The following is a 20200-nucleotide window of genomic DNA, read 5'->3' on the forward strand; positions in this document are numbered from 1 at the left end:
TTTGTCTCTTCACTTTATACCTGTGATCAATACTTACAAGTTATTTTGTAAGCATACACTTTTTCTTGTCGTACTAGTCAAGCTTTTTTTAATTCAAGTTTCTTTTCCTTTTGATAATGTATGTTGTTGTTCAAAAAATATATTGACAAAATTCTATCCTGATGGGGGTTGACAGGGGGATGTTATAATAAGTTAATGACTGACTGAACGTGAGGGAAAACACATGATTGATATCAAGGTTGGAGAATTACTTTTCTATCCATTGCATGGTGTTGGGATTTTAGAAGAAGAAGTTACACTCTGGGTCGAGAATCAACAAAGGCACTATTATAAACTCTATTTTAGCGAGCTCAAGATGAACATTTTAGTTCCTCAGGAATCAGCGGAACAACTTGGAGTCCGCCCTCTCTCTAGCTTATCCATTTTAGAAACATCTCATATTCATTTTTTCAATAAATTTAGCAAATTACCTGTTCTTGTTTCAGATAGAAGGAAACTTTTAGATTCTAAGTTGAAGTCAGGAGAAATTTTCAACTTAACGGAGGTAATTCGCGATTTAGTGTGCGCATCAAAGTATGAACTCAAACTTACTTCACATGACAAATATTCACTAAAAAGAGCTTGTGATCTGTGCATAAATGAACTTATGTATGTTGCAAAATTACCCCTCGAGAAAGCAAAAAGTAATGTGAAAAAAAGTATAGACCTACGACTGAATGGTAAAAAGAGCGATTTCACCTCTCTCGTTCGTGAAATAAGTCTTCAAAATTTAAAGAATTCTAGAAAACAGACTAGATTAGAATATGTGGAGAGTATAACAGGAAGGAGCATGAACTGATGGATCAGCAAAGAATAACTCAAATATATGAACGATTGCGCAGTACACAACCAACTTTTGTTGAAACCGATAATGAATGGATTGCCAAAGGCTTGTCCAGTACTCCTTTTAAAGCATTAGTATCCGTAGCAATTTCTACTATGACTACTGAAAAAAGAACTATTGAAGCTTGTACAGCTCTTTATGACAAGATCTCTACCCCCCAACAATTACTTCAACTTGAGGATGAAGAATTATCTTCCTTAATCAAACCCGCAGCCCATTACAATAGAAAAACAAAAAACTTGAAAAAGATGTGTCACCAGTTAATTGAAAGACACAATGGGGAAGTTCCTACTACCAGGGACAAACTCATAGCACTGACAGGGGTCGGGCGTAAATGCACAGACATTATGATGCATTTTACCTTTGGTGAGCCAACTATAGCTGTGGACACGCATGTTCATAGAGTTGCTAATCGTCTAGGAATAGTAAAAACAACTTTGAGAGAAGATACAGCAGATACTATTAATAAAGTGACTCCATTAAAGTTTAAATACCATGCTCATGAGTGGTTTATTGGGCAAGGCATGAATATTTGTAAAGCACGCAAGCCAAATTGTCCAAAATGTGCTCTAACTGATTTTTGCGATTACTATCAAAGAGAAGTTCAACTCCAATAGACGTTACACTGTACTCTCTGATGAGATAGGAATACAACCTTTGTTAGAACATTAAAAATCATGGAGGCGCTTATGTATATAGGGATTGATCTATCAAGTGGTAATAATATTGCCAACACCTCAGTAACTGTACTCGAGTTGACTAATAATAATATGTTGAAACTTGTGTCAATCACAAGTGGTCTTAATGATGCTGACATTTTAGATGTAATTGATAAATATAAAGAAAACTGTGTTATTGGAATTGATTCTCCTTTATCTACTAATGGAGATAACAAGTGCAGAGAATCCGATAAAAAATTAAAAGATTCACTAGCAGAAATTAACAAATTTATTCAGAATAAACAGGAAAAATTTAAATTAAGTTCTGTAATTCCACCAATGAGCAGACACATGGTGTACTTAACTGTTAGAGGGATAACACTCTCAAGAAGTATCAGCATAGGGTATCCAGAGGCTAAAATAGTAGAAGTTCATCCAAGAGCAGCTTTGTTCTTGCATTTTTATCACTCGATTGCTGTAGATATTCAGAATTATAAAGAAGTAAATAACAAGCATGCGAAATTAAATGTGATCAATTGCTTATCCCAAACAATTTCTGGAATAGAAGCTACAGGTAATTACACTGACCATGACATAGACTCCATAGTTGCTGCTTATTCTGCTTTCTGCTGGGACGTTGGGACTTATGCCTTTTTATTTAGTAAAACGGATAAGTTTCACCCATATGAATTTAGCTGTTAGAGTTATAGAATTCTTGTTCATTCATTACCCATATAGCTAGACGCTCCCATTCCTTGATCAGGGAATATGGAAATGCAAGCAACAATGAAGTATTCCTGGTCAATTTGCATTTCAAGTTTCGCTCCATCTAGCACCACGCTGATAATGTATCCAACTGCATATCAACCTGCTTCAATTTAACTGAATGTTTCATTTTATATTCTACCCCTTCAACATTATCCTGTAGCACACAATTTCAGATCAATGAACCTTAATTAATAACGCTTCTCAACTACTTTGCTGACATGCTTTACGTGGCTGGAGACCTAACTTGAAAACTAATTCATAACAGAATATGCCCTAATTGATTCTCCACCAACCCATCGTATAGTGATGTAATAAAATCACTCTAGCATCTATAAGTTGTGAACAATTAAAGGGTGGATCGTCCACCTTTATTTTGCGATAGATCAATTTAACTTAAGGAATACTATGTGCACTTCATGTTGATTCTTAAAACAATTCCTCCGTTTCACTTAATCCCATGAACTCTGCATTTGAATCCAAATTTTAAAAAAATGCTCACTATTCAACGGTTTTTTTCTATTCAATTTATGTGATCAAATCCACTCAACTTAAAGCAACTTTAATTTATCTTCGTCTGATACTGCCTCGATGTAAAAGAATTCACGCTCATCATCAGTCATCTCCACAATTAACAAATCCCTAAGTATTTTTTTGTCCTCGAGATCATAATCTTCTATCAATATTAGAATGAAATAAAATAGTTCTAGATATAATTTCACAGACCTCCTGTCTCATGTAATGAATTGCATCAGTCCCTTTTGTGTGTCATAGGATGTATCTTGTTCTTCTTCGTTTTTTAATAACTCATTTACTACACTCATAGCCATCTGAAGATCCAACAAGTTTTTTGACCCTCAAGTTGATTAGCAGAGCGAGCTGCTTCTTCCTCTGCATACTGATCTCTTCTGTTTGCATATCAATTGACTTACTTGTGCCTACAGCGGAATTAATAGATTGGCGTCTGTACCGTCCGCAGCAAAAACGTTGGGTTCTTTGTTTTAAATGCATACGTACTATGTAACTATGCAGGAAAAACAAGACCACTTTACTGAAGCTACCAAATGCGGCTCAAAACAAAAAACGGGTGAGTCCCGATGACATGGAACAAACCCGTCTTTTCATGCTTAATCATTGCTATTTCGCATTTCAACTGAATGATACGCATTTATCCCAAATGATTAAGACTAAGGGCATTTATTAAAGATTCCTTCATGTTCTGAATAAACTCGGCGCGAGTTTCAGGAGAAAGTTCCAACAGAGACAGATAAGGATTCAAGTCCTCCAGTTCAACTAATAGTAGTTCTCCTGATGGTGTGCGACATGCATCCACACGTTGAATACCACAGTCAATGTTATTCCAATCAATAAACTTTTGAGCAAAAGATAAATCTTGTTCACTAGGTGTATATTCTTTCAATTCCCAACGCTTATCTTTATCCGGTGCATACAATGCGTATTGATAGTTCTTGTCAATGAAGTAGAAGGATACCTCGTACTCAAAAGGGATAAACGGTTGCACCAGAATACTATGCTGTTCATTATCAATTTCATTAGTTAGTTCTTCTTTAGAAATTTTCTTCATGCCAATGGAATCAGCACCATCTTTTGGTTTGACAATGAATTGTTCTACCTCAGGTAGAAATTTAACATTCTCAACGGAATCTATCGTGGGTATAACCGGGAAATTTACATTTGTTAATTCCAGCAAATACTCTTTTCCATTCATATCTGCTTTGCCATTGAATGAATTGTAAGTATTTAGTTGCTTATCTACTATTCTCTTACGAAAAGCTTGATACTTTTCTTTAAAATTGGCAACAGGACCTGCATTTCGAAAGACAATTAAATCGACAACATCCTCGAAGCTCTCCATATCCTCCGGATGACAAATAATCAAGTCAAACTCTTCTCTAAGTTGGGAAGTGAGATACAGGTCTTCTTCATAATAGTTTCTGCCTTTAGCTGGATAGTAAAGGTCTGTTACCAATAACAACTTCTTCAAATAGGAACACCTAACTTTCGTATTCTTCTTATTAACCCATTCTTAACATATTATACGATGTTAATCTCCTATTCAAAGAAAATAAGAAAATGCGATAAGCGAACCACCCATTCATGTGGACGACTTTGTGATCAAATGATTAATCATATTTAATGGCCTCCACAATATGCTTTGTTTTCACAATTGTATTGGATAAGTGTAAAAAACACACATTTCCTACAAAATCAGTGCATAATAATAAATAAAAATACATTTCCCACTAATTGCGACAAATTTTTTTCATTTATTTTGAAAATATTTTCACTGATTATGACAACGCACACCCTGCGACTGATAAAGTTGAGATCATTCACTTAGTGTTCCCTGTGAAACACCAAAGATTTGTGAAAATTAAATTTGATTAAGCTTGTTCAGCTTTCTAATGTATTTAAGCTTTTCCCCTTTGCTCTTCATTTTATATTCACCCTCTGTCCATAAAGAAAAAAAATCCCCAAGAAATATTACTGTTCATGGGGACTGTTAAAGTTAGTTATAAAGTTTGTATGCAAAAGGATTTTTATTACTAACATCATATAAAAATACCCCTGTTTATTTTTAGTCTGAAAACAGAACTCAAGAAGAAGAACAATGAACATTTGAGCTTAATTTACTCTTCATCCCCGTCGTCTCAATTGATGATATAAACCACATCCTGATTGGGTTTACGCGTATATATTGTAAAAAAATAAAAATAACTGTCCCCAAAACACCCTCTCTCCAATCTGCCCCAATCCCTTACCCCACAAGGCTTCACCGCCATTTCCGAGATAAAAATAACTGTCCCAAAAACTCTGAGAAAAAGCCCTGAAAACTGGAAAGAAACTGGTTCAATTGTGAACGAAAACAACTAATAATTCGTGTCCTTGAAGGGATAGAGAAGTGCCTGAGAAAAGCAAAGATCGGCATTTAAAACGCCTGGGTAAGAGCCTGGGAAATGCCTGAATCAACTACTTTCAATCCCCCAAAAGCCTTGAGTAGCCTGGGTTTCTGCTTGTTTATCTATTCGGGATTTGGATGAGAATTCCCTGCTGGGATGCTTTCAGGAACGAGAAAAAGACTGGAACAATGGTTGAGAAATAGCGGCAACCAGGTTCCAGCCTTTGGTGGTTTGGGGACAGTTAATTTTAGTAGGGACGGTAAAAATAAATGGACCTATGTCAAAAAAGTAGACACTACGCTGCGGATTTGTCCGTAAATTTCATCGCAAAACGAGCAGGGGAAAGATACCCTAGCGCGCCATGCATTCGCTTGCGGTTGTAATAGAACTCAATGTACTGGTAGATGGCAGTATAAGCCTCTTCCGGCGTCTTAAAACGAGGATTGCAGTAAATGAGTTCCTTCTTTAAAATACTGTGCCATGACTCAATACAGGCGTTATCATAACAGTTTCCTCGGCGGCTCATGCTTGATTCCATTCCGTATGATTTTAGTTGCTCCACGTATTCTTTTGACGTGTATTGAGAGCCGCGATCCGAGTGATGGAGTAATCCCGGAGCGGGGCGTTTGGCCTTGTAAGCTTCCTCCAGTGCACCCATCACCAAACTGGTTTCCATATGGTTATATAGACGCCAGCCTACAATTTCACGTGTGCACAAATCCAGAACGCTGGCGAGATATAGACGACCTCCTCGGCAAGGAATGTAGGTGATGTCGGTAACCCATACCGTATTCGGTTTGGACGTTTTAAATTGCTGATTCAGCGTATTTGGCGCAAGAGGATTGTCGTGTTTGGAATCCGTCGTCTGAACGCGATATTTGGGCATGACCACAGAACGTAGATTCATTTGACGCATGTATATACTGACGGTACGGGAAGAGATTCGCAACCCTTCTAAATGGAGCAGATACGTAATTTTAGGGCTTCCGCACCGCATCTGGTGGTCGTAAAAATGATAGCGAATACGCTTCATGACCTCGGCTTTTCGGTTCTGCCGCTTGCTGGTTTGGTCCATTCGCCATTTGTAATATCCGCTCCGTGATACTTGAAAGGTTCTGCACATCTTCTCCAAAGAAAACTCGGAGCGATGATCTTCTACAAACTGAAATCTTAGCTCTTTGGTTTGCTGAAGATGTGCACTGCTTTTTTTACAATCGCCAGTTCTTCTTGTGTATCCGCGAGCGTGTGCTCTTTCTCTTGAAGCAACCGGCGCATCTCTTGGAGTTCTGCTTCCAGTTGTTTCACTCGATCTACGCTGGCAACAGGCTCATGTTTTAGTTCGCGGTACTTACTCATCCATTGGTGCAACGTACTTTTTGGAATGTTGAGTTCTTCTGCCAAATCTCCAAGTGTCTTCGTCTGCTCTTGAATGAATTTGACCGTTTGTTTCTTGAATTCTTCGTTATATCGTTGCCGCTGTTCTCCCATGTGGACACCTCCGTTAGTCTCATTATCCTTCCGTCCGTTAACGGGTGTCCACTTTTTATTCTAGCTCCAAAAATTGGACAGGAATTATTTATTGGTTAAACAGAAGAACGAGAAATTGTTTTATTTACTATCTGCCTACTTTTTCATATATCCAATCTTAGGTTTAACAGTTATCTTCAATTAACTCTTAATATCTTCAGCATTATTATTTCTATAGAAATCCACAGCTTTCTGATCCTGGTCATTGTCTCGTTCTCTACACAATCTATAATACTCTGGAATAAAATAATACCTCATTAAAAATCGAAATTCCTTTTGGACAGGTAGCTCTGCCCTGTTTATTATTCCATCTACAACAGAAATATTCATTAAGAAATTATTTAACATGCTGGCAATTGCTGAATTTCTAAAATCTAAATACGGAGAGGCTTTCCACCTTTCAGACACATCATTCATATTTTCAATATCATCTAATGTATATCTATCTCTCCCATCTGTAAACTTTGAGATTATATCTCTAAAATCTTTTTCGAATTGCTCTCGTACATCCTTGAATCTATCTTCAACTTGAAAGTATTCATCATGTAATTCATATTTCTTAAGCAAATTGAGTAGTTTATCTTCATCCCATATTTTAAATTGAATCCCCTTATCATTGTGTTTTTCACAAAATTCGTTCCACCATCGCAATTCACTTTTTATTAATGTCTTAGGAATAACTAACACCCAGCGGGTAAGCCCATTATCTTTATTTTTTTCATATGCTGTTAGAAAAGACTCTAATATCTTATTCTTTTGCGGTAAATTTAAATTATCTACGTGGAACTTACATTGGTAGATGTGTACCTTAGCCTTCGATGTCTCGACCCAAACATCAATACCGTCATCTCCGCCCGATCCATCAATTCTTATCACTGTATGTTTTTCTTTATACTTGCAGTGAAGAATAGCTGAACACATCTTTTCTAATGATTTTCGCCATTTATCTGATCCCTCTAAATATTTTAGTAGCTTAAATGGTTCTTCTGCCTTCTTTAGCATTTCAATCGCTCCGATCGTATTTATATTTTTATTGTGAAACAACAGCATTTATTCAGAATTTTCACTGCTACATAAACTCCTCTTCTTCATCATCCATATCGGCAAACATAAACTGTGAGCTATACGGAAAACTTTGAATAATCCCTTCGTTACTCAAATTCTTTAATAATCAGCATTAACTTCTCTTGCATAAATTGAATAGCTTTGACAACATTCCTTGCTTGAGTAACAATCTCCTGATCAGCCTTACTCCAATCTTCCTTCTATCACTCCACTCGCATGATGCCTCACGAAACTCACCAATTATTCTCCTATCCTCCCCTTGCCTAAATCTTGAAGTAAATATGTTCACAACTGAATCCTTTAACCAAGAAAATAACCAAAAACGAGGAAAATCAGAACAAAAAAAGCAAGCTAATTCTGAATTGGAAAAAATAATATTCGTTGGAAAAAGAATCGGGTGTGACAAAAGTTCGAGGAAAAGAAAGGACAAAAAATGCCTGAAAAGTGATGGAGCAAAAAGCCCGAGGAGGAATCAGGGGTTAGTACCCGAAATTCGTCGGCTTAGCGTTAAAACTATGAGTAATGAGTGGTAAACTTCGGGGCGCCTGGGAAATGCCTGAGTAAACGTCTTGAACAAGCAGTTCACATCCCCATAAAGGCTTAAGTAGACTGGGTTTATGCCTGCTTACCTATTCGGCATTTGAATGGGAAATCCCTGCTCTGATGGTTATATGGATGACAATAAGGTTGGAACAATGGTTGGTGAAAAGCGGCAACCATTGTTCCAGTCTTTAGTGGTTTAGGGACAGTCAAAAATACAATCAGACAGGAATTTTTTATTTGTTAAAAGGAAGTTGCTTTTTATTATCTCTTCATTCTTTCATCATAAATTTACTTAGAGTTATTTAATTGCAAAAATCTTAACCAATACTTTACTAATACGACTATTTCACCTACACGGAATCCTTTTTACTCTATGATTCCAACTATATAGAATTAGACGCGACGTTCCGTCTGTCATACCCAAAATATTCTAAATTAGGATTTTTATCCTTCAATCTCTCACAGTCTTCTTCACTCACACTGTTTCCGCTTATAGTTAAATACTTCAGGTTTCGCAGATTAAAGAGGGGTGATATATCACTAATTTCATTATTATGAAGATACAAAGTATTTAACTTTTTCAGTTTAGACAAAGTGCTAATATCTTTAATTTTGTTAGAAGCAATATCTAATGTTTCTAAATTTATCAATTCTTCTAAACCGCTTAAATTAGAAATATTATTTTGGAAAACAGAAAGATATTCGAGCTTCTGTAAGTTTTTAATTTTTTTTAATGATTCTATATTGTTCGCATGAATTCCAAGATATTTAAGCTCTGTTAATCTTGATAAAAAGGATATATCATACAGATCGGTTCTGCCAATATTTAAAGATTCTAATTGAGTCATGGTGGATAGTAATTCTAAATTTTTTCTTTTTGGAATAGTATCGTCCTCATTTTCCATCCCTGAACCTTGAATAGATAATTTTTTTAAATGCTTCAATTTAACAACGTCCAGTAAATTTATATCCAAATATATTGGAACCTCTAATTCTTCTAAAGGCAAATATATTTTTTTCAAATAATCAGCATCTCTATTCAAGTTTTCAAGAAGCATAATGAGGTTTTGAATCGATTCCAAATCTTTATTTTTTCTCTTTAAAATAAAATCACTTCCGTAAAAAGTCTCAATATAACCTTTGATTTTAATATACTCATTTAAATACATATCATCATTAAATTCTATTGATTTATTAATTACCAATAAAAGATATTTTTCTAATAAATTTTCATTTAAATCTTTCTTTCTGTAATACTCTATATTTATTTGGTCATCTATAAACTTTATGAATACAGACACCTCTTTGATGAGTAGACTAATTTCTTTAGTGGAAATAATAATCTGATTACCTTCTTTATTTTTCCCATTCCTATGCACTATATCATGTCTTACCTTTACAACCTTGATCAATTCTGATATGTCTGAGAATTCAATATTAAGCACTGATTTAAACATCTTTTTGACATTAACTAAGTTGTGAAAAGTAATACCTAATAATTTGTCACTAACTTTTTCTTTTGATTTTTCAACCCATTCAAAAATATCAGAAATCACAACTTTTTCATTTTTGTAATCTAAATCATTTTCAATGTATTTTCTCAATAAGCTATTATCATTTAAAACAAGGAAAATAAAAACATCAGAAAGATATGTTTCCATAGCTGTGATCGCATTAACGTATAGCATCTTATTCAAGGTTGATTTGTTTTTTTCATCAATAATGAATTCGTTTGAAAGATTAGTTATGATGTTAATATTTTCAACAAAAACATTATAGTATTCAGTATTAGTAAAAATAATATCCTTTAAATACTCGTCCAAATCTTTATCTGCTTTTTTTTCATTACAAACAGTACATATAGTAACCCAACTATCAATATCATAATCTGCTCTCTTATCAACACAATCAATCAGCAACAATCCCTCTTCCAACTTCTTGCTGCAATATTTACAAACATAAAAATCTCTTTCGAATATATCTTTATTTGTAAAATTCAATTCTTCCATAAATATCATCTCTTCCTTTTACCTATCTATAAATAAAAACATAATAACCTTATAATCTGTGATAATCCAACAAGAAAGTGTCACTACTCAACTTATCAAGAATACTACTTCATGATTCCCCATCCATCTGGATACTATAATCACTCATAAGAGTTTCCTGAATTATTATGGTTAAAAACTATCAAGTTTCTATTCATAATAAATCTATATCCAGTAGATGCAAAGCCGATTTCGAGGTTTTCGCAATATATTAAACCGAGTCGTTACTATTATTTAACCCTTACGTAAATGGTTTTCGATGCAATCACTTGATCGCTTTGATTAATCACAACAAATATCATCTCAGTGTTCGGCTATTTACTTTGTATCCGCCTAATTAAAAGTTCTTTGATATGATTAATTTCATCAATTGGTACGAACATTCTAAATATCCAATCTCGGCTTTTGTTTCCGCGAATAACTGTGAACAGGCTATTTGAGTTCTATCATCATTATCCACCTTCTTGAATATATGAGTAATCCTCTGGTATTAATTTCAACCATTCATCCCAATCAATTTCAGGGTATATAGCATTTAGATTAAAAGAGTTCTGTTCGAACAGCTCAAGCGTTTTTGGATATTGATTCACGTACAGGTTCCAAGTTGCACTATATTTTGTACTCACTTTAGGGTTACTATGATTTCGCATATTCTCAAAAATAAATTTAATATGGAGGGTTTCTGCCATAACATCTCTTGTTAATCCTAATTCATTAATTAGCCAGCCATTTGAATGTCCTTCATACTCTAATCGGTGAAGATTCTGAGTTACGAATACAAAATTTAGATCATCGCTGTAACGCTGTGTCCGAAAAATATTATTTGATGCATTGCAACGATCAGTTATAAACAACCCCGTACATGGTATTTCCTTTTCCATGAGATATGCATCGATAAGTGCAGCTCCATAAAAACAAGGAATTTGATTAATTTCATAATTAATAAATTGCCCATATGTTATTACAGCTCTGAAGGTAATGTTCCTACCAATAAGTCTATGTTGAAGATCCTGAACAAACTCACATAGGAACATCACTGTATATGCTTTTGTTTTTTCGTCTGGAGTAGGAAAATTGTTGTATATTAATATCGTATCTGAAAAGACAATTGCCTTAAAACTATCATGTTGATGTACATTGAGACTGGCAATTACCTGATACAAATCTTTAACTTTATTGATATCATTATCGACCAGGTCTTTGAAACCTAAAATGTCTATATATAATAAGTATTTATCATCCATCTGTTTTCTCCTTTGATTCAATAATCAGGTTACAAGGCTTCTGAAATTTTTTACACCAAGAGAGTAGACACTACGCTCTAACCAGACCAGTAGAGTCAGGAACAAATTGTTTGATGTTCATAGTTGTCAATTTTTTTTTAGCTTCTTTATTTAATGGTGGACAAGCTATATACAAGAAATCCTTCGCTCTACTTAATGCAACATATAGAATACGAGTATCATCTTCGTTAGAATCAATATCAGGATTAGTAAGTTGATTAACTTCATCAATATCTGAAAGATATAGTAGTACAGATTGAAATTCCATCCCTTTTGCCTTATGAATAGTTCGTATATCTGATGATTTTTCTTCTGGCAAGATAAGATTATCTAAAAGTTTTTTTATGGATGTTGTATCGGAAAACTCTTTAATTTTCCCCCTTGTAATCTTCTTAATTCCATAGTTCTTAGTCTTTAACGTTTGGAATAAACTTTCATAAAAATCATATAAAGAGCCATTATAAAACTCATCCATCCTGCCAGCCATAAATTCAAGCAGATCCACTGCCAAACTTCGTTTCATTATAGAGCTAATATGTTGACTATCCTGAAAAGGTTCCTTTAAAACCCCATCTTTATCAGTTCTAAATACTTTTATGAGTTCCTTTACTCCTGCCTCTTGTCGGTTATCTTTAACCGATTTATACGCAGTAAATATCTTTTTAATAAACCTTTCCCTATTAGCATCGACTTCATTAAAAATCGACCAAATGTCCTCAAGCTCAGCATTTCGAAGTCGCTTTACCGTGTCATTATTACGAGTCAATATACAATAATCTCCGTCAAGCCCAAACCTACTCCTCAATTCATGAAAGCTTGTTACGCTTATGTCTGTCGTTTCACTACATTCATAAAAATAAACATCGATCTCACTATCATCCCTTGTAGGCTTTTGCTCCAGCTCGTCGCCACTTCTAATGCAATTCAGAAAGTCTACAATTTTACTACCGCATCTCCTATTATTCTCTATTGAATACGTAGTTTGATTTGGAAGAGTAAATGAAATAAATTCCTGACGCGAAGCTCCCTGAAATTCATAAATAGATTGAGCTGAATCTCCGATTACACCAATTACAGAACCAGCATTGCTTAGCTTCTTTATAATTTCTGTCTGGATCGGATTTGTGTCCTGAAATTCATCTATAAATATATACGGATATTTAGAACTTAAATGTTCAAGTAGAACGGGATATTCCTCAAGAATTTTATAAGCGAAATAAAGCACATCCTCGTGATGAATTACGCCCTCTTTCCAAAACTGCTTCTTATATAAGAGCATTTCTTCTAACCGTATGCTATACCTTCCGATCTTGCTTAGATAGAATTTTCTTGGTTTCAATTTAATTTCACCATCTTCAAGCTTCCAATCCAAGTTTTCTAAGCATTTCTTGATCTTTATTTTATCAGTCAAATAGCTTCCATTCTTCGCTTCTTGTTGCCAAACGTATATCTTACCTTTTGTAGCTATGTTATCGTCATGACCATCCAACTCTTCAATATTAACCAACGTATTTCCGTTGTCATCTTTCATTAGATAAATATACGGCTTAACAATATTCGCATAAAGAAAACTATGGATTGTTGATACTTCAACTTTATTCTGATTGGTTCCCAAACGCTTTTGGATCTCTTCTCCTGCTACAGTTGTATATGTAATGCATGCAATTTTTGATGTGGACGTAAGATTCCTCACATTTTGAAGAACGTTCAGAATGTGCATAACAAGCCAATGTGTTTTTCCCGCACCAGGACCAGCGATAACTTTGAAATGATTCGTTAACTCTGAAATCCTTTCATCGGAAGAGATAACCCTGACCTTATCCATTACGTTCCTCCAATTCGTTTCTATAGCACACCCACTCAAACGCTCCTTTAATATGCGCGGGCACATTAATAACAGTAGACCTATTGTCTTGTATCCTGCTTGCTAATTCGAATGCCAGCTCACCCTTTACGCCTTGAGCATGAATCAAAAAGCTTGAGGCAAACTTTGCACGCTCCTTTTCCTTCTCAACCCAGGTACACACGCTCAATTCTTTTACCTCTACGATCTCAACATCATCTGTAAATAAAAGCTCATTTTCAGAATTATCCCATGCTAAATCATATTCAAATGTTTTCCCTTTTTCTGATTTATAGAATACCTTAACGTTTGGACTTGCTGTTGTCTGTTCGTTAAGATTTCTTACTGCACCTGATATCGGCTTATAGTCAAAAATATCAGGACTACTGTCTAAATCAAAAGGCCAACATTTCTTCCAACTTCTTCGTTCTCCATCTTGCCTTTCCTTAACGATTTTTGATGGGTCAGAGTCTATAACACAGCTTACTCTCTTTTCCAAAGCATACTCTATGTTTTCTGATTTAACCCCTGCACCATATAGTTTAATAAAATGTTTAAATGTTAGTGCATCAACCCGAACAAGAGCTACATGATGCTTGTCCAGATCACAATTCACCTTTTGAGCTAAAATCGGTAGTAAAATTAATTCAGCCATCCCTTCAACCAATACGACTGACTTCGCAAACAACATGGCTGATTTAGTTGCATCCAAAAATCTTTCTACATATTTCCTTGATTCCTGATCTTCATTACTTTCCGAGAAAACTTTACTGGGATACTTTGCAAATACAGGCTTCCCACCTTCTTTTTCCAGGCAAATGATCGGTTTCAACCCAACAGCAGAAGTAATCTGCGTGGAATGTGTTGTTATAAAAATTTGCCTACTGAAACTTTGATGATCCATCTCATCCTTCAAAAATTTCAAAAAATTGTACTGAAGAGCTGGATGAAGATGTGCTTCTGGTTCCTCAATTAGTAGAATAGGAAATGTCTTTGCATTTTCGCCGTATTCGGGGGAAGTTATCATTTTGAATTTCGATAATATCAATGAAATATAAATGAGATTGTTATAACCCATTCCATTATTAATGATCGGGATCTCGATTCCAGTCTGATCTCTAATGATAAGCCGTAAGGCTGACAATACATCTCCTTCCTGTAGATTCCCATCTAAAGCAGGTACGCCGCCAACAGATGCACCCGTTTTTTCTGCGAATTCTAAAAATTCTTTCTGATTTACCCGTCCAACAATATCATCAACTAATGAACGAGAGAGCTGACCAAATTTATCATTACCAACAGTCACATTTTGACCATCAGTCTTTTCACTATGATCCACAGCATGCATTGCTTTATCTTTAAAATGAGTGAGCAGTTGTTTCAGCAGGGTGTTTTTGCCTGTAAACATGTTGCTCTCAACATCACGAAGCGCATCTAATGTCTCACAATGAATTTTATCCAAATATTCAGGCTCAGCACGATTTTTATTAACAATATTGCCAGCATAGATTCTTGCAACGTATCGTTTTAGATTTCTTTCTAACAAGAACCAACGTTCTTTTGGTGTAGATAAATTAGCACTTTCCCCAATATATTTTTTTTGATCCTGCTCTGGAAGGAAATATTTAAAGGTTAGCTCTGCCTCCCACGGTGTTTCCAATTTCGTAAGCCAGCTTGCAACTATAGCCTTATCATCCATAGTATCTGTATTGGAGGATCTAAGCGTTGCGGTAATTGTTATTTCTGGTGGGGTTGATACATCAAGGCCTTTATTAAAATCGTCTATGGTAGGTGCTTTGGCGCTTCCTCTTTTAAAAAGAAACTCCAATGCTCTGATTACTGTAGTTTTCCCTGCATTATTACCGCCGATTAATACATTTAATCCTTCGTTAAATTCAACAGTAAAGTCTTGAAAACACCTAAAGTTTTGGATAGTTAGCTTAGAAATATACAAATAACCCTTCCTCCTTGGCCTCTCATTTCACCTGCTATAGGAAATAAGAATACTATACTTCACTAAAACTCTATTATTAAGCCATACGCAGTCTGTTCGCATTAGAATGATTTATTGCATTCATCTTAAAATTCAATCAATACCCAAAAATTTCAAAAAAACCAACCATTCTTATTGATTCGACAAATGGTACAAATGTCCTCCAAAAAAATAGGTATAATGTACTTATAATTTCCGAAAACGTTCCTTTTCGGAATAATTAACAATTTGATCTCTGATACTGAGAGAAGAACACCGAATCAACGATCAGAAAGACTGAATTTGTTGAAAAAACAAAAAAAGCCGAACGAATAATCAGGAATAAACACCTGAAATTCATCGACTCGACAATCAACTTATTATTCTTATGGACTTTCTGTAGAAGAAAACTCCATTATAATTGAAATTAACTTTAACAGCCAATAATTGGTTCAAGAACATCCTCACATAAATGCTGTAGCCCTTCTAATTGTAAGCAATTAGAACGATGATTAAAGAATAATGTAAGGATAATGGTAAGTTTCTTGTTTGGAAGAATTAACTCAGCTATCTCATACGATTTCCCATTTCTCAAAGTCTTTTTCGTGAATGTTAAATTTTCATTTCTGAAAATGAATTCCAACAGTTTCTTCTTGGCGTTCATATCTCCAACACCGATTAGTGTTGAGAAGGGGAATGTAACAAATACTTTCCTAATCAGCTCAGCACGATTCCATAGCATCTTGGAATACTCGTCGAGTTCTTCTTTTGCCAATTTACCGTTGCTTAATTCAGTTATTTTTTTCAAATTTGCATTAGCTAATTTGAAAGCTGAAATGTACTTCTTTTCGTCAATTCCATCGTATGGCCAAACATCCTCTGTAGGGCGAGGCAAGGGTCTCCAGTCTACTAATCCTGCCTTAATTTTAGTCTTGTTTGAATATAAGTGTTCTTTCAACTCTTGTATTTGATTCCATTGATTATTTAGAAGGTTTTTCTTAACATTGAACCAATTTTGATCCTTTTGTTCAAAATGTAATAGCATCCTTGCTTGGAATTCTAAGAACGGAGAAGCTGGAGGTGGAGGTGGGGCAACAGGTGACAGTCCACTTGCAGTTCTTATTTCATTCGTTATCCTTCCCAGGGTTAAGTACCCATCATGACTTGTTTCATCCCAATACCCCAGTCTCCAATCATTATCAATCCACGTATTCGGATCATATCCGTAAAGCTGACACCTTCCTAAAACCGCTTCAATTGGGTAGCCGCCCAGTCCTTCTTCATTTCCAAAAAAGACTACTTCTGCTTCATTAAAATTCCCATACCCAAACCAAGGTACTAATCTTTCAATGTGATGAGAGTCCAATTTCACTATATGCCGCTCCCGTTCTGAATAAAATATACAGCTATTGAACTACATTTCGACGAGAAACCAAAATATCCCTCCTATGTTGGGAATGATCGTCACACTTACAAAACTGCAATTCTTTCAACGATTTTATATTGCGGAGATCTTATTAAGATCATGTAAATATTCCTCTGGAACTCTACTTACTCCAGCCTTCACTTTAACCCTATTTAAAGTTAGCGATTCATCGTTCGACTTCAATTCCCCGATTGCCCACAATACTCTACGTTTTTGAAACGCTTCAGCATCTTCTACCACCTGCTCAAGAAAGGTTCGAGTACGTGGCATCTTCTTTAAATGCTTAGGCATTAAACATTTGCTACCTATGATCTCCTGTATTCTTTCCAAAGTGATGCGGCGTGGCTTCCCTCCTTCACTCATCAACTGTTCTGCAATCTCAGCAACTTTTTCAAGAATTTCTAAATCTCTCTTTTCCCAATCATGACGTGTTGTACCAGCCTTCGGTGGCAACTTTTCGGGCATGTGATCCATAAGAAATTCTCGGTCATACAGGTAGAGCCACGCATACACCTTGGGATTAAGCTTCCTCAACTCCAATCTACCATGATGAGGATAATCATTTCGCATTTGCAACCATACTTCTCGTCTCTCCCTTTTAGCTTGCCTTCTGTATTCTTCAGTCATTGTTTTCTTCATAATTTTTCTCTTTGGCAGAGATGTTTTACTCTCATGACCATCTATTTCAGATGGATCGCTATTAAAAACTTCCTCCAGTGTCAGTCCCAAAAATTGCATAACCAGTAGATGACGAATAGGATGGAATCCTTTTCGATGTTTTTGGAAAATTAGCTTTAACCAACTACTCTCACCATTTGCTGATGATTGGAGAATTTCCAGCAGTTCAACTCCATAAAAATCAACAAATTCTGCTCTTAACCGCTTATAATCAGTTCTTCCCTTATTAGAGGCATAGCCTTTCCGCATTAACTGATTTATATAGTGTTTATGAAACCACTCCATTGGACGATGAGGATATTTGAAATTGAGCAACTTCTCAATGTTGTTCACGATGCAACTGTATTGACTCAATAGTTCTTTGTCAGCAATTTCTTGAACAGAATGATCAGAGCAATTATCCTGTGTTGGAGCTATGAATGCATACTTCGTTCTTTCTCTCATCAAAACCGAGCTTTCAGAAAGCCATATGCCATGTTTGATGCAAATTCGAACGCCTGGAATTTGATGAATTCGCCTCCAATAGTATTCACCATGTCTCTCCATATCTAATTGATTGCACAATACACAGTATTGGAAATGAGTATGTGGCTTTATAGCTGACGACATCAAACCAATGGCATTATGCAGATCCCTCCCATGTTCATCAAGCATACTCACATATATGGCGTGCGCCTGCTCTTCATCTCGAAAAGCCGTATAAAAGAGGTACATTGAGTTGTGGAGAATAAGTTGATTGGTTGATATTGTTGATCTAACAGGTAAATTTGATACTATATTGCTGATGCCTGGTTGCAATTCCAAACATGCTGTAAACCTGTCTGTTCCGAATATGTCCATCAAGATAGCCCTTTGACTTATGTTGCCACTTCGAATTCCAACTCTGGCAAGCAAACTATGCAATAATTCGTCCTCATAAGGAATCGGAAATTGGAGTATCATCCGAGTTCACTTCCAGTATCAATCGAAAAATCAGATGCAATATATCCAGCATCTTTTAGCACCTGGTAGGCAGTAGAACCCTTGTCTTTTCCTGCCTTAACCAGCTTCCTCAAATCACGTTCATCTTCGATTTGCGGTCGTGTCTTGCATGTAGTTTGCTTATCTTCGATTAGTCCAAGATGGAGTTTGTATGCTACTTGGACAACCTCTTGAACGGTTTGGACATGTGGCATTTCCGAGAGAATTTTGCTGACATTATGTTTGGCTTCTTTTTCTGGAACCCCTAATAGTGTTAATCGTACTACGGCATCCTGTTTTAATCGCTCAGCATGCACCTGTTGTTCTTTTTGTGTTTTCTGAAACGTTTGAAGTAAATCTCCTAAATCCAACTTGGATTGTTCTGCAACGATAAATCCATCTATAGGGGTAATATTGATATCGCCAAACTTGGCAATCTGAACCACGTTGCCTGAGCGAAGTGCGCTCAACATCGGTTCCACCAGTTTTAGACTATCCTTAACGACACCTTTAATGATCTGTGGAGTTATCGTTTCTGTCCCTGATGTTATCGCTCGTATCTGAGAGAACATAAAAATTTTAAGGGCAATGTCCGTTATTCCACAACTCGCTTCATACATGGCATCATTCAACTCTGTTGTTAATTCCGTTGGATTCCGAACCCACTGATGGTCCCAAATCCCTTCAATGAAAAGCCTCCAACTCGGCTCAGATTTCTTCATTGGTAGCCAGGCAACGTCACCCTGACCACTACCTCGTCGTGCAATACGACGGCTTTCCCTTCGTCTGAAATACCGTTACAAAATATGCTCTCCAATAAAAAAGAAGTCTCAGGAATACTCCTCGACTTCATTCCTCTGGGGTTCGAGAAGATCGCTTCATCCTGCTGGCTTCCCCAAGCCCCTTATCAACTGACAAAAAAACGAGCTGATGTGAAGACATGATCAGCGAAATGCTCGACTTCGATACTTTTATTACTCTGCTCGTAAACAACTTCTTTAATAGCTTTCTGCTATAATAATCATTGGAGGGAGGCAGTTACATGAAAAAGATAACTTTTGAAAACTATTATTCTGCTGATGAAGCCATTCAATTTTTCGGAAGAGTTAACACTGAAACAGGAAATTTAGAACCACTCACAGAGAAAGACTATATTGCATCCATTCAAGACATTTGCCTTAATGAACGGGTTCCAGAAAAAATCAAATCATTATTTGATCCAGCATTAGCATTGTACGCCTATGGATATTTATACTGGACTTTTTTTACTTTAGCAAATGAACAAGCTATTAAAGCCTTTGAAGCGGCTATATCGTATAAACATAAAGAAGTTATAGGTACTAATGTGGATTCGAATGGAAGAGAAGTTGGGTTGTCTAAAAAAATTAACAATTTAGTTAGACGGCGAGTAATAGATCGAAACAAAAAAGACTACTACCATTCATTGCGGATGTATAGAAATATGGCTTTCCACCCTAACGAACAACATGTGTTTGGACACAATAATAAAGCTTTGAGAAATATTGCAATTGCAATAAATGAGTTATTTGTGTAATAATGTGCCCTGGATATTGAATCAATTTTTAGTATGTATCCTTACGATTTGACTATCGTTTTGTCACAAAGT

At 35.8% G+C, this 20200-nt stretch carries 14 protein-coding genes and 1 pseudogene; 4 read left to right on the forward strand and 11 right to left on the reverse strand.

The genetic code is table 11. The annotated features are described in order from the left end of the window. The first annotated feature begins 223 nt into the window (after window positions 1-223). The 3 genes from MHI06_RS24665 (at window position 224) to MHI06_RS24675 (ending at window position 2244) form a co-directional block, all read left to right on the forward strand. Complete coding sequence (locus tag MHI06_RS24665) at window positions 224-838, forward strand: CarD family transcriptional regulator (protein ID WP_340399425.1); 615 nt, start codon at window positions 224-226, stop codon at window positions 836-838. Further along, on the forward strand, window positions 838-1500 hold the full coding sequence (gene nth / locus MHI06_RS24670) for an endonuclease III (RefSeq protein WP_340399426.1): 663 nt from the start codon (window positions 838-840) through the stop codon (window positions 1498-1500). The genes MHI06_RS24665 and nth overlap by 1 nt, the downstream gene beginning before the upstream one ends. 72 nt (window positions 1501-1572) lie before the next feature. Continuing rightward, the gene (locus MHI06_RS24675) at window positions 1573-2244 is read left to right on the forward strand and encodes a DUF429 domain-containing protein (RefSeq protein WP_340399427.1); all 672 of its coding nucleotides are present in this window, start codon (window positions 1573-1575) and stop codon (window positions 2242-2244) included. Window positions 2245-3475: 1231 nt separating this feature from the next. Here the strand turns inward: MHI06_RS24675 and MHI06_RS24680 are convergent. From MHI06_RS24680 to MHI06_RS24730, 11 genes and pseudogenes are all read right to left on the reverse strand, one after another. Next, on the reverse strand, window positions 3476-4312 hold the full coding sequence (locus tag MHI06_RS24680) for an ATP-grasp domain-containing protein (protein ID WP_340399428.1): 837 nt from the start codon (window positions 4310-4312) through the stop codon (window positions 3476-3478). 1211 nt (window positions 4313-5523) lie between these two features. Further along, window positions 5524-6378: pseudogene (locus MHI06_RS24685) on the reverse strand (IS3 family transposase); the annotation flags it as partial. A 20-nt stretch (window positions 6379-6398) separates the two neighbouring features. After that, window positions 6399-6716, reverse strand: coding sequence for a transposase (locus tag MHI06_RS24690; protein WP_340399283.1), 318 nt, complete (start codon window positions 6714-6716; stop codon window positions 6399-6401). 180 nt (window positions 6717-6896) lie between these two features. Then, window positions 6897-7757, reverse strand: a complete 861-nt coding sequence (locus tag MHI06_RS24695; protein ID WP_340399429.1) for a hypothetical protein — start codon at window positions 7755-7757, stop codon at window positions 6897-6899. Between the two features lie 989 nt (window positions 7758-8746). Beyond that, window positions 8747-10372: a leucine-rich repeat domain-containing protein gene (locus tag MHI06_RS24700; RefSeq protein WP_340399430.1), complete on the reverse strand. Its 1626-nt coding sequence runs from the start codon at window positions 10370-10372 to the stop codon at window positions 8747-8749. Window positions 10373-10863: 491 nt separating this feature from the next. After that, window positions 10864-11655 carry a hypothetical protein gene (locus MHI06_RS24705; RefSeq protein WP_340399431.1) on the reverse strand — a complete coding sequence of 264 codons (792 nt, stop codon included), beginning with the start codon at window positions 11653-11655 and terminating at the stop codon, window positions 10864-10866. Between the two features lie 70 nt (window positions 11656-11725). Beyond that, a complete protein-coding gene (locus MHI06_RS24710; RefSeq protein WP_340399432.1) occupies window positions 11726-13519 on the reverse strand; it encodes an ATP-dependent helicase in 1794 nt (597 codons plus the stop codon). Further along, complete coding sequence (locus tag MHI06_RS24715) at window positions 13512-15491, reverse strand: AAA family ATPase (RefSeq protein ID WP_340399433.1); 1980 nt, start codon at window positions 15489-15491, stop codon at window positions 13512-13514. Before MHI06_RS24715 ends, MHI06_RS24710 begins: the two co-directional genes overlap by 8 nt. A 451-nt stretch (window positions 15492-15942) precedes the next feature. Continuing rightward, complete coding sequence (locus MHI06_RS24720; protein WP_340399434.1) at window positions 15943-16881, reverse strand: hypothetical protein; 939 nt, start codon at window positions 16879-16881, stop codon at window positions 15943-15945. A gap of 126 nt (window positions 16882-17007) precedes the next feature. Further along, window positions 17008-18555: a TnsD family Tn7-like transposition protein gene (locus MHI06_RS24725; protein WP_340399435.1), complete on the reverse strand. Its 1548-nt coding sequence runs from the start codon at window positions 18553-18555 to the stop codon at window positions 17008-17010. Continuing rightward, window positions 18552-19295, reverse strand: a complete 744-nt coding sequence (locus MHI06_RS24730) for a hypothetical protein (protein ID WP_340399436.1) — start codon at window positions 19293-19295, stop codon at window positions 18552-18554. The genes MHI06_RS24725 and MHI06_RS24730 overlap by 4 nt, the downstream gene beginning before the upstream one ends. A gap of 320 nt (window positions 19296-19615) precedes the next feature. Between MHI06_RS24730 and MHI06_RS24735 the strand changes: the two genes are divergently transcribed. Then, entirely contained in the window at window positions 19616-20128 is a 513-nt protein-coding gene (locus MHI06_RS24735) for a hypothetical protein (RefSeq protein WP_340399437.1), read from the forward strand. Window positions 20129-20200 lie beyond the last annotated feature (72 nt).

Origin of the sequence: Paenibacillus sp. FSL H8-0079 (assembly GCF_037991315.1) — a bacterium.
GTDB lineage: Bacteria > Bacillota > Bacilli > Paenibacillales > Paenibacillaceae > Paenibacillus.

Excerpts from the sequence above, each read along its gene's own strand:
- MHI06_RS24705 (WP_340399431.1), bottom strand. The coding sequence starts at position 11,655 with ATGGATGATAAATACTTATTATATATAGACATTTTAGGTTTCAAAGAC.
- MHI06_RS24700 (WP_340399430.1), bottom strand. The coding sequence starts at position 10,372 with ATGGAAGAATTGAATTTTACAAATAAAGATATATTCGAAAGAGATTTT.
- nth (WP_340399426.1), top strand. The coding sequence starts at position 838 with ATGGATCAGCAAAGAATAACTCAAATATATGAACGATTGCGCAGTACA.
- MHI06_RS24710 (WP_340399432.1), bottom strand. The coding sequence starts at position 13,519 with ATGGATAAGGTCAGGGTTATCTCTTCCGATGAAAGGATTTCAGAGTTA.
- MHI06_RS24675 (WP_340399427.1), top strand. The coding sequence starts at position 1,573 with ATGTATATAGGGATTGATCTATCAAGTGGTAATAATATTGCCAACACC.
- MHI06_RS24735 (WP_340399437.1), top strand. The coding sequence starts at position 19,616 with ATGAAAAAGATAACTTTTGAAAACTATTATTCTGCTGATGAAGCCATT.
- MHI06_RS24695 (WP_340399429.1), bottom strand. The coding sequence starts at position 7,757 with ATGCTAAAGAAGGCAGAAGAACCATTTAAGCTACTAAAATATTTAGAG.
- MHI06_RS24730 (WP_340399436.1), bottom strand. The coding sequence starts at position 19,295 with ATGAAGAAATCTGAGCCGAGTTGGAGGCTTTTCATTGAAGGGATTTGG.
- MHI06_RS24665 (WP_340399425.1), top strand. The coding sequence starts at position 224 with ATGATTGATATCAAGGTTGGAGAATTACTTTTCTATCCATTGCATGGT.
- MHI06_RS24725 (WP_340399435.1), bottom strand. The coding sequence starts at position 18,555 with ATGATACTCCAATTTCCGATTCCTTATGAGGACGAATTATTGCATAGT.
- MHI06_RS24690 (WP_340399283.1), bottom strand. The coding sequence starts at position 6,716 with ATGGGAGAACAGCGGCAACGATATAACGAAGAATTCAAGAAACAAACG.